This is a genomic window from Rhodococcus sp. (in: high G+C Gram-positive bacteria), from assembly GCF_049591685.1.
Lineage (GTDB): Bacteria > Actinomycetota > Actinomycetes > Mycobacteriales > Mycobacteriaceae > Rhodococcoides.
Genome location: NZ_JBAWFH010000268.1, coordinates 1 through 11,294, shown reverse-complemented (window position 1 = coordinate 11,294; position 11,294 = coordinate 1). Strand labels below are relative to the sequence as shown.

10 protein-coding genes are annotated in these 11,294 nt (G+C 65.7%); 9 read left to right on the top strand and 1 reads right to left on the bottom strand.

Annotated elements, in window-relative coordinates; translation table 11 throughout:
* Positions 1-1,155 (bottom strand): hypothetical protein (locus WBQ44_RS11425; protein WP_495566804.1); only part of this gene is annotated, 1,155 nt, incomplete at its 3' end.
* A 328-nt stretch (positions 1,156-1,483) separates the two neighbouring features.
* On the opposite strand from WBQ44_RS11425, the gene WBQ44_RS11420 reads away from it, so the two are divergent.
* The 9 genes from WBQ44_RS11420 to WBQ44_RS11380 form a co-directional block, all read left to right on the top strand.
* Positions 1,484-1,741, top strand: a complete 258-nt coding sequence (locus WBQ44_RS11420) for an acyl carrier protein (RefSeq protein ID WP_495566803.1) — start codon at positions 1,484-1,486, stop codon at positions 1,739-1,741.
* A 5-nt stretch (positions 1,742-1,746) separates the two neighbouring features.
* The gene (locus tag WBQ44_RS11415; RefSeq protein ID WP_495566802.1) at positions 1,747-2,898 is read left to right on the top strand and encodes an acyl-CoA dehydrogenase family protein; all 1,152 of its coding nucleotides are present in this window, start codon (positions 1,747-1,749) and stop codon (positions 2,896-2,898) included.
* On the top strand, positions 2,898-3,830 hold the full coding sequence (locus WBQ44_RS11410) for an amino acid--[acyl-carrier-protein] ligase (protein WP_495566805.1): 933 nt from the start codon (positions 2,898-2,900) through the stop codon (positions 3,828-3,830). Before WBQ44_RS11415 ends, WBQ44_RS11410 begins: the two co-directional genes overlap by 1 nt.
* A 47-nt stretch (positions 3,831-3,877) precedes the next feature.
* Positions 3,878-5,665, top strand: coding sequence for an alpha/beta hydrolase family protein (locus tag WBQ44_RS11405; RefSeq protein WP_495566801.1), 1,788 nt, complete (start codon positions 3,878-3,880; stop codon positions 5,663-5,665).
* Positions 5,662-7,341 (top strand): lipopolysaccharide biosynthesis protein, encoded by a 1,680-nt coding sequence (locus WBQ44_RS11400; protein WP_495566800.1) that lies wholly within the window; start codon positions 5,662-5,664, stop codon positions 7,339-7,341. Before WBQ44_RS11405 ends, WBQ44_RS11400 begins: the two co-directional genes overlap by 4 nt.
* Positions 7,338-8,627 (top strand): hypothetical protein, encoded by a 1,290-nt coding sequence (locus WBQ44_RS11395; protein ID WP_495566799.1) that lies wholly within the window; start codon positions 7,338-7,340, stop codon positions 8,625-8,627. The genes WBQ44_RS11400 and WBQ44_RS11395 overlap by 4 nt, the downstream gene beginning before the upstream one ends.
* On the top strand, positions 8,624-9,331 hold the full coding sequence (locus WBQ44_RS11390) for a DUF998 domain-containing protein (RefSeq protein ID WP_495566798.1): 708 nt from the start codon (positions 8,624-8,626) through the stop codon (positions 9,329-9,331). Before WBQ44_RS11395 ends, WBQ44_RS11390 begins: the two co-directional genes overlap by 4 nt.
* The gene (locus WBQ44_RS11385; RefSeq protein WP_495566797.1) at positions 9,328-10,257 is read left to right on the top strand and encodes a glycoside hydrolase family 16 protein; all 930 of its coding nucleotides are present in this window, start codon (positions 9,328-9,330) and stop codon (positions 10,255-10,257) included. The genes WBQ44_RS11390 and WBQ44_RS11385 overlap by 4 nt, the downstream gene beginning before the upstream one ends.
* A 78-nt stretch (positions 10,258-10,335) precedes the next feature.
* The coding region (locus WBQ44_RS11380; RefSeq protein WP_495566796.1) for a glycosyltransferase family 2 protein at positions 10,336-11,294 on the top strand (959 nt) is incomplete at its 3' end.

Here is an 11,294-nt window from a genome sequence, read left to right as displayed (position 1 = left end):
GCGCGGCGCAGTTCCGGCCGGTTCGACGCCGATGCCGGGGGCGGGCGGGGTGTCGCCGCGCAGGAAGACGACGGCCCACACCAACAGGACGACGGCTGCGACGCCGGCGAGTGCGGCGGCATCCCTGATCGACCAGCGAAGGCGACGCCGCGACGGTGCCTGCTGAGCGGTCGGCGCGGCTTCGACAACCGGCTCAGGCTCCACAACCAGCGCAACCGGCTCGGGATCGACGACCGGCGCAACCACCCGCATCGGCGTCGTAGCGACCTCCGGCACCTCGTCGAAAACCTCGTCGAAAACAACCTCGTCGCGCACAACCTCGTCAGGCACAACCTCGTCGAGCACGAGTTCGCTGCGCTTCGGCGGCGACGGCGCGGCTTCCAGGGCGGCACCGTGCAGGATCACCGAACTGGGAGACTCGGGCAGAACGAGGGGTACCGGCCACTGCTGCTCGACGAGCCTGCCGACCACTGGGATTTGTGCGCCGCCGCCGATGAGGAGAACGGCGTCCGGGTCGTTCGGCGCTGCCCAGGCCAATGTCTGCAGAAGCATAGGGCTGATGGCGTTCTCGAACTCGTCGCGGGTGAGGAGCATGGGGCCCTCGCCGGGCGCGCGGACGCCTGCGGAGTTGGTGACCAGTTCTTTGAGCTCGCGAAAGAAGGATCGGTATTCTCGCTGCGCGTCGAGCCCCTGCGCGGGCGGCAGGATCTTTTTGTCCATGACCAGCCGCTCGACGACATCGTCGAGGGCTTCGCCGGACATTGCGGAACGCCGGGAGGATCGGACGACCCTGCTGTCCGCGACGTCGAGGGTGAACGCGGACGTGCCGTGCCTGCCGAAGTCGAGGACGAGAAGCGCGCGAGCATCGGCGAGGACGTCGACGGATCGCGCGTAGGCGAGCAGGGCGGCGCCCTCGTCGACCATGCGGATCGCGCCGCCGTTTCCGGTGTCGAGTGTCGCGAGCAACGATTCGACGGCATCGGAATCACGGCCGGTCAGAACGACGTCCTCGAACGGTCCGCAGTCGACGAGTTTGCCGTTCAGGTGCCATCGGGCTCCCTCGGCGTCTATCGAATCCTCGACCCGCTGCCCGTCTCGGAAGTACGAGATGCGAACCGCGTCCGACTCCACGGCCACGCCGCAGACTCCACCCATCGGCACAAATATCCTTTTGACTGTACGAACCCCGACGTCGGAGCCACTGTACTTTGCGCGAGCGCACACCATTTCCTTTGCGCAACCCCGTTTGCAGGAAATGCGTCGTTCGCCACACCATCCGCGGGACCTCGACGCTGGTCGGCCGAGTGACCGGAAAAGAATGCGTCAACAAACTTGCTCTACCGGGTGACGCTGCAAAACAATCTAAGATATTGTTTGGGTGGGTCTGGGGAGACTGCTGGGTCGAAAACGATGCATCCTTCGACCCACGGTCATTCGCGAGGCCGTCCGGTCTCGGGTTTCACGAGATTCGGTGGAGGTTCGCATGGAGACGCTCAGCTCGCAGGATGTCGCACGGGTTCGAAATGTACTGGACAAGTTCGGCAAGATGCCGGTGCAGGCCACCGACTTGGAGCCCGCAGCGGATTTGTACGACAACGGCCTCACCTCACACGCCAGCGTCAACGTCATGATCGCTCTGGAAGACGAGTTCGACGTCGAGTTTCCCGACACCATGCTGCAGAAGTCGACCTTCGGCAGCATCGACGCCATCGCCACCGCCATCGCGCAACTGACGGACTGATCGCGATGACCACCGTCTACGACACCGAGACACTCTCGATCACCGGCGTCCTCGCAGTTCTGCGCGAGTACGCCGACGAGGTGGACCGCGATGCGCGCTTCCCGACCGAATCCGTCGACGCGATGCGCCGCGCTGGCCTCCTCGGGGCAGCGATCCCTACGGAGTTCGGCGGCGGCGGATGCTCGCTCACCGAACTCGCCCACACCTCACGTGCACTCGGCGCCGAGTGCGCGTCGTCCGCGATGATCTTCGTGATGCACCAGTCGCAGGTGCTCAGCATCGTGCGCCACGGTAAATCCGACGCGATGACCGACCTACTGCGTCGGATTGCTGCCGATCAGCTCCTCGTGGCCTCGGCGACCACCGAGATCAACATCGGCGGCGACGTGCGCACCAGCGGCTGCGCTGTGGAGTACGACGGAGAGAACGTCACCCTGTCGAAGACGGCCCCGGTCATCTCCTACGGCGAATATGCCGACCTCGTCCTCGCCACGGCGCGGCGCTCGGTCGACAGCCCGCCGAGCGATCAGGTGCTCGTCGTCTGCGAGAAGCCGAACGTGGTGCTCGAGCGCACAGGCGACTGGGACACCCTCGGTTTCCGTGGCACCTGCAGCCCCGGCTTCCAGCTCGAAGCCACCACCACCACGTCCAACATCCTCGGCGACAATTACGGCGACATCTCGTCGCAGACGATGCTGCCCGCCGCGCACGTTCTGTGGGGATCGGCGTGGCTCGGCATCGCCGATGCCGCAGTCACCAAGGCGCGCAGGTCCGTTCGCAAGGCAGCGAGCCGCACACCCGGCGTCACGCCGCCCAGTGCGCTGCGCCTCGCCGAGCTCTACGTGGCACATGAGCAGCTTGTGGACACCGTGTTCGGCGCGGCAGCGAAGTACGAGGCCATCGCCGACTCCCCCGCCGAGCTCGGAGCCATCGGCTTCGCCGTGAAGATCAACAACGTCAAGGTGACGGCGTCGACGCTCGTCATCGACATCGTGGGCAAGGCGCTGCAGATCTGCGGCATCTCGGGTTACCGCCAAGACAGTGATCTGAGCATCGGCCGTCACCTCCGCGACGCGCACGGCTCGGCCATCATGGTCAGCAACGAGCGCATCCTCGGTCACAACTCGCAGCTCGCACTCGTCTACAAGGGGAAATGATGACCGCGACGCAGGACATCACCGAACTCGATTCCGCCCGTTCAGTTTTCCGCGACGAGCTCATCGAGGCGGGCCTTTTGATTCCGAGTTCCGTCGAGGGCCTCTACGGACGTTCGGGCGAGTTCGAGGACATCATCGAGACCATCGACGACGCAGTCAAGGCCGCAGGCGAGTCCGAGCACGGCTACTCGGCTCCGCGCTTTCGTTTCCCGCCCGTCTTTCCGCGCGAAGCGTTCGAGCGCACCGACTACATCGCTTCCTTTCCCAACCTGACGGGCGCGATCAACACGTTCGACGGCGACAACAAGGCGCACGCCGCGCTGTTGGCCGATCGCTCCGAGGGCAGGGATTGGGACCACCACCTCGAATCCGCCGGCACCATGCTCGTCTCTGCCGCCTGCCACCCGTCGTACTCGATGATGACGGGCACCCTGCCCGAAGACGGCCGGTTGCTCGACATCTACGGATATTGCTTCCGGCACGAGCCCGCCGTGGATCCCGCACGCATGCAGGCATTTCGGATGCACGAGTACGTGCGGGTCGGCACACCCGACGACGCGATTGCGCACCGGGAGCGCTGGGTCGTACGCGGCCTTCAGGTGTTGGCCGATCTCGGTCTCGAAGCCGAAGCCGTCATCGCGAACGATCCGTTCTTCGGTCGCGCAGGCCGCATGCTCGCCGCCAACCAGCGCAACGAGAACCTCAAGACCGAGTTGGTCGTCAAGCTCTACGGCGATCTGGACGACGGCACCGCCGTCGTGTCGTGCAACTGCCACCGTGACCATTTCGGCCACACGTTCGGCATCGAGACCGTCGACGGTCAGCCCGCACACAGCGCCTGCGTCGGGTTCGGCATGGAACGTATTGCCCTGGCGATGCTGCGCACCCACGGCCTCGACCGTCGCAAGTGGCCGACCCACCTCTCGCGATAGGCCCGATCGACACCGACCAACCCACACGACCCAAGGGGATGCTCACAGTGAACAGTCAAGATGCCGCTCTGCGGGACCTCGACCCGAGCAACTCCGAAGCCGTGTCGATCGAGGGCAAGCACTCCACCTGGTTCGGTCCCGAATCGGAGAGCCTGTTCGGCACCGTGCACGTGCCGGCGGGGGGCCGGGCCCGGGGAGCTGTTGTGCTGTGTCCCCCACTGGGCAAGGAGCAGGTCGATTCATACCGCGGCCTGATGTTGCTCGCACAGAAGCTCTGCGACACAGGTCTTCTCGTGCTGCGATTCGACTACCTGGGTACCGGCGATTCGCACGGCAACCAGGACGACCCTGAGATCGTCGAGCGTTGGAAGTCGAGCATCGACACCGCCATCCGCTACGTACGCGGGTGCGGCGTCGACGACGTGGCGCTCGTCGGCCTGAGGGCCGGAGCGCTGCTCGGTGCGTCGGTGGCGCAGGAGTGTGAGCCGCTCACGGCCCTGGCTCTGTGGGATCCCGTCCTGCGCGGCCGCTCGTACCTGCACGAGCAGCGGGCGCTGTACTCGGTCAGCGTCACGCAGGACTCCGCGCAAGACCCGCGGGTGTCGATCATCGGCGCCGTCCTGCATGCCGATGTGGCTGCGGAATTCGCGACGCTCGACGCCACCAAGCTGCCTGCCGTCAGATGCCCGGTCCTGGTCGCGACGCGTCTCGAGCGGTCCGACGCCAAACCCGTTCGCGCCGTGGTGAACAACCAGAACGCCGATGAGCACACACTGTCCGGCCACGAATTGTTTCTCGAGCCGACCGACTTCGAGGTCGTGCTGCCGAGCAAGGACATCGCCCACATCGCCGCGTGGGTCGAGGCCCGGTTCGGCGACGCCGTCAGCGCGGTCACGGTCTCCCTGCGCAAGACCGCCGAGTTCGGCGATGCACGCGAGAGCATCGAATCACTGGGTCCGCAAGGGCTTTTCGCGATCCGCACCACGTCGCCGAGCTCGGTACCGGGCGGCCCGACGCTGGTCCTCTACCCCACTGCCAACGAGCATCGCGTCGGCCCTGTGCGCAGTTGGGTCGAGATTGCCCGCACCCTGGCCGCGCAGGGTGTGTCGACGCTGCGCTTCGATCGCCGCGGAACGGGTGAGAGCGGCGTCGTATCGGGCGACGAGATCACCCGGCTCTACAGCGACGAAGGCAACGACGACGCCCTCACCGCCGTGCTGGCCGCCCAGGCGTCGCCGCGCAACGTGATGGTGTCCGGCATGTGTTCCGGATCCTGGTACGCCAGCTACGCAGCCCGCGAACTGGGCGTTGGGTCCGCCGTGCTGCTCAACACCCTCGACTGGACGACGCGCCGCATCGAATTCGTCAAGCGTTCGTCGATGCATCACGAGGACACCGGCTTGGCGTCCAAGGCACTGGACCGTCTGCACGACATCGGCGTGACGGTGAAGAACCGCCTGCAGTCGTCGATGCCGTATCCCCTGTGGTTCTGGCTCGGCACTCGCGGTTTGATTCAGGTGCCGGAAATCTCGCTGCGGAAGCTCGAGGCCAAGAACGTGCGCACGACGGTGTTGCTGTCGCCCACAGACACAGCGTGGTTCGTGGACAACCGTGGACCCGAGGGCATGCATCGCCTTCGTGGCCGCGCACAGAGGCGCCCGACCGGCGATGCTGCGGCGGTCGTGAAGTCGTTCTCCGGTGGAGATCACTCGCTGTACGCCCGAGATCTGCGCGAGACCGTGCACGCCGAGTTGATGCTCGCCGTCTCCGACGCGTTCGACGTCGAGGTCAGTGCGCGTCCTCCTGCGGCGCCGGTGGACTGGACTCCGCTGTGAAGCATCGCGCCCCGAAGATTGCCCCGCCCCGGCATCACAATCTCGAGAAGCTCGAGTGGTATCCGCTCGAGCCGGTTCGGTGGGACATGGGTCTCATGTCGCACACGATGCCAATTCATCAGGTGCAGGCGGAGAATCCGTACGTCGGTGCCCGGTCGCCGATCGAACCGCAGGGCTTTGCGCCGGCCGCAGACATCCCTGGCGAACCCGTTACCGACCACAAGGCGTCGGACCGAAATCTCGCGTTGAACTCGTTGGCGCTGATGCTGTCCACCGTGATCACCGGCGGGCTCGGACTGCTGTTCTGGGCCGCGGCCGGTCGTCTCTATCCGGTGGCGGAGGTCGGCAGCGCATCCGCTGTCATCACCTCGGCCGTCATGCTGTCCACGCTGTCGAACCTCAGCCTCGGGTCGATGTACGAACGCTTTCTCCCCGTCTCGGGCTATCGGGCCAGATCGTTCGTCGTGCGTGGGTACCTCACCGTCACCGCCTTCGCATTCGTGCTCGGCTGCGGTTTCCTTCTGGTCGCACCCGTCGATCGCATGTTTACCTCCACCGCCGAAATCGTCTCGTTCCCAGCGTTCGTCGCAGTACTTGCGGTGTTCGCCCTGCAGGATCAGACATCGTCCGGTCTCGGCGTCGCGCGGTGGGCAGCGGGCAAGAACGTCTTCCACGCGGTCGTCAAATTCGCGCTCTTGCTTGCCCTCTTCACGACGGCTCGCAGTACGTCCATCATCGCGGCGTGGGCCATCCCCGCGGTCATCGCGTCGGTTGTCGTACTGCGGTCGATCCTGCGCAACCTGCGGACCGAGCCCCGCTACCAGATCGCTCCGACCCTGCCGCCGAAGCGTGAACTGTGGTCGTACTTCGGCTCCGCCTACGGCATCACCGCGCTCGGTTCGCTGGCGCCACTGCTGGTTCCGATGATCGTCGTCGCCACCCTCGGCGCCGAGGACAACGCGTACTTTTCGCTCACCTGGTCGATCGTCAGCGCGCTGTACATTCTGATCAGTGTTCTCGTCGGGCCGTTCGTGGCCGAGGTGGCCGCCAATCCCGAACAGTTCAACCGACTCACCAAACGCTTCATGACGATGGTGTGCATCGTCGCGTTGGGCGGCTCGTTCTTCCTGGCGTTCATCGCCCCGTTCGGCCTCGGAATCGTCGGCGAGTCGTACCGCGAGAACGGCACCATCATCGTCCACCTCGCAGCTCTCACCATCCCGCTCTCGGTCATCGGATCGCTGTACGACGGTCTCGCGCGGGTGCAGCGGCGCATGCGCCTCGCCGTCGTCGTGCAGGTGATCGCGACGACGATCATCATCGTCGGGGCGTTGACGTTGTCGTCGTCGCTCGGTATCGCTGCCATCGGGTGGGCATACCTTGCCGCCGAAGCTTTCGGTGCCGTCGTGCTCATCGTCCCGCTAGCCCGTTGGATAAAGGAACTCTCGCGGCGCGGTGGCCCACCGCCCGAAGATCCTCCGTGGGCCGGGCCGCCGAGTCCACCTCCCCCGGTGATCGGTCGTGCAGCGCCTCCCGTGGCGTACGACGACTTCGGACGCGTGCGCGAGCTCAGCACCGCGGGTAGCCATCACCTGCGCACCGCGAAGAGAACATTCGAACCCGCACGCATGAACCCCCCTCACCTGAAACCTGCCCCCGGAAGAAGCACCCCATGACCCCATCGGATGTGACGTACAAGGCGAGCGCGATGGACATGTTGCGATCCGAGAGCCGCATCATCTGTGCGCTCGGGCCTGCGGACTTCGGCGGCATCGAGCGGGTCAGGGAACGGTTGCAGCGGCTGGCGTCGGCCGGTCCGGCTGCTCGGGTCGGCCTGCGCGTCGATTCGACATCGCCGAAGTGGGCCTACGCGCCGAAATCGGTGACCGCACACGTCCAGACGGTAGCGACCATCACCAAGGCCGATCTCGTACAGCGACTGGTCCAGCTCGCCGAGACGGTCACGCTGGACGTGTCGCTTCGCGCTCACCTGGCCGGTGAGTACTTGTTGCTGGACATCTCGCACGGTTTCAGCGATTCGGTCCTGCCGATCGAGCTGATGGCATTCCTCGCCGATCCCGCAACGCATCCCGAACTACCGGCGTGGGCGACGGCGAAGGCCGTCCGCAATCCGCTGCCCCGGGCCCTCGCAACGTGGATGTTGCACAACCCCCGCAAGGTGGCCGACGTGCTGTACGGGAAGTTCCGCCCGGCACCCAGGACTCGCACCGTTCCCGAACCCCCGCAGATCCCGGTAGTTCCCTGGACGCGCTCGCCCGCGGTAGCCGTCGCCACGTCTGCGGTCGGAGCACCGAGTGCGATGCGGAACTGGCGAAAGGCGAACTCGCCCGACGTGACGGTAACTTCGATCCTGTGCGCGGCCATTGCAACGGCATTGTCCGAGCAAGGCATTCGGATCTCGCAGTCGGTCGACTTCCTCTTCGACTGCAGACGCTACCTGCGCACCGACGGGGTGGTGCTCGGAAACTTCGCCGTCGGAATCAGCTTCGAGGCCGTCGATCCCACTTCGGCCACCGAGCTCAACGCGGTCGTGGGCCACGCAATCGACAAGGGGCGCCCCCTTGCCGCAGGCGCAATCGGCGCTTTCCACTACTTCCGTACGCGTTCTGCTCTCCCCGCAAGTGCGACGACCACCGCACCTGCAACTGCCGTCGCCGAACTGGTCTTCTCCGACGTCGGACGCATTCCCCAGCTCGAAGCCATCGCCTGGACGGGAGCGCCCGACGAGTGCGCGTTCCACCCGTTGAGCGAACCCTCGTACTCGGACACCATCGTCATCACCTCGCTCCAGATTCGCGACACCTTCCACGTATCGGCGTCGTTCCACGACAACGTCTTCGATCGACTCGCCGTCCAGTCCGCGCTCGAGCTCGTCATGAGCGACCCGATCGCGCTCCTCGACCCCACCGCTTCGCTCTCCCTGCAGGAGTTGTCCCGATGAGTACCCAACTGGATCAGGCCCGAGCAGCGTTGCGCGGCAAGCCGACCACCGGACCCGACGCGTCTCTCTGGGCGCGAATCGGCTACTGGGCAGGCGTCAGCGTCGTGCAACTCCTCGTCGTCGAGTTCGTGGTGGCGGCGACGTGGCGCGGTCTGTACAACTACCGCAACAACTTCATCAGTGAGCTCGGAGTCGCGTTCTGCGGGCCGAGCGGGAACTGGCCGTGCAGCAACCTGTACGTCCTCATGGACGCCTCCATCGCGGCGTTCGGCATCGCTATCGCCGTCGCTGCACTCTCCTGGATGGTGACGGGTGTGCTCGACGTCCGCGGGGGCGTACTGCTCGCCGTAGCCGGTGCGGGCGCCGTCGTGGCTGGAGTCGTCAACCAGGGCATCAACTACGGTATCCATTCGTTCGGCGCGACACTGATGTTCGTCGTCGGCTCCCTCGGCCTCATCGTCGCAGGCGGGCACCGTTCGCTGCGCCGCACGATCCGAATGGTCGTCACCACCCTCGGCGCCGTCGCACTGGTCGCCTCGCTGCTGTTCATCGGTGGCCACAGCTTCGGCATCGGCATCGGCGCGGTCGAGCGCATCGTCGCCTACTCGATACTGGCAGGAATCGTCGTCCTCGCCGTCGCACACCGCTCGACGGCCCGTCGCGTCCGAAAGCTACACGCCGCCACCCCCGGCCCGACACGATGACCCATCACTACGACCCGTCGACCGTCTCGGTTGCTCGGCTCCCATCGTCGGGGCAGCTTCCGCCGCCCCCACACAAGTGGTGGCCGCGGTTGCTCAGCATCACCGTCGTAGCTGCCACTTTCGCGGCATCGGGAGTGGTTGCCTATCAACAACTGTGGCCGAACGATGAGGATGTCAGCGGATCGTCTGTCGCAACCGCGGCGAGGATCGGCGACTTCACCGTCTACGACCAGTTCGACGGTGCCAAGGGATCCGCACTCGATCCGGACCGATGGAGCTACGACACCGGAAAGACGGGATGGGGTAACAACGAGAAGCAGAACTACACCGACGAGGTCGCCAACGCCTTCCAGGACGGGTCCGGCAACCTCTCCGTCTCGGCTTTGAGCACGCCCGACGGGTACACCTCGGCGCGCGTCACGACAAAAGACAAGTTCGAGTTCACGTACGGCCGCGTCGAGGCGCGGATCAAGATGCCTGCCGGGGCGGGGCTGCATCCGGCGTTCTGGTTGCTCGGCTCCGACATCGAGGATGTCGGATGGCCGATCTCGGGGGAGATCGACGTCATCGAGACACTCAACGATGCCGACAACTACCACACCGGAATTCACGCCCCGCGCGCCGACAGCCTCACCAGTCAGAAAGTCGAGGCTTCCGGAGTTGCGGCACCGCAGCTATCCGAGGGCTATCACGTCTACTGGGTCGAACGCAGTCCCGACAAGATCGTCACCGGGATGGATTCCACCACGCTGAGCGTCATGACCCCAGCCGATCTGACCGGCGGATCCCAGTTCTGGGTGTTCGACAAGCCCTTCTACATGCTGTTCAACGTCGCCGTCGCCGGCGACTGGCCTGGACCGACCACCGAGGACACCGCATTTCCCGCGACGATGTCCGTCGACTGGGTCCGCTACCGAACCGACTGATCTCCGCAGTACCCCGAAAGGACCTCCCCCGTGTTTTATCCCACCCAGCCGCCCGTGATCTATCCCACCCAGCCGCCCGTGCCTGATCCCACCCCGCCTGTTCTCGAACCCGCCCTTCTCAGTCCGCAGCTGCCCGAGTGGGACGGCGCCGTCTGGATCGGCGACGTCGACATCGATGCCGAGATGCCCGCCGAGATGGGTCTCGCTGCCGCCGAGGGCTATTCGCGCGCCCGGTTGCTCGTGCGCCGCGGAATGGACCCGCTCGGCTTCGTCGAACTGCCGATACACGAACTGCCGACCTGCGAGCGCGGCATCACCGCCACCGATCTCGTCGACGCTGTCCGAGGCCTCGAGGTGAGCGATGCAGGTCCGCTCCCCGAGGGCTCCGGCGCATGCCCACCCATCTCCGTCGTCATCTGCACCCGCGATCGCATCGATCACCTGCGCGGCGCACTGGCGTCGGTGTTGGCCGTCGACTATCTCGATTTCGAGGTCGTCGTCGTAGACAACGCATCGCCGACGGACGCCACGACGAAGTATGTCACCGAGCTGAAGGACCAACGGGTGCGTGTCGTTTCCGAGCCGATCGCCGGACTTTCTCGTGCCCGCAACACCGGCCTTCGGGCTGCACGGCACGCGATCGTCGCGTTCACCGACGACGACGTTGCGGTCGACGCGTTGTGGCTGAAGTCCATCGCACGCGGTTTCGCTCGCGATCATCGGGTCACCTGTGTGTCGGGCATCGTGCCCAGCGGCGAGATCCGGACCCACGCCCAGGCGTACTTCGATCGCCGCGTCGGCTGGGCCAGCTCGGTGACGCCCCGCATCTTCGACCTCGCGCACCCGCCCGCCGACGTGCCGCTCTTCCCGTTTCAGGTCGGCATCTACGGAACCGGAGCGAATTTCGCCGTCGCCCGCGATCGCATGTTCGATCTCGGCGGGTTCGACGAGGCACTCGGCGTCGGGTCGCCCACCAACGGCGGCGAAGACCTCGACATGTTCTTCCGCATCTTGATGGCCGGCGACAAACTGGTCTA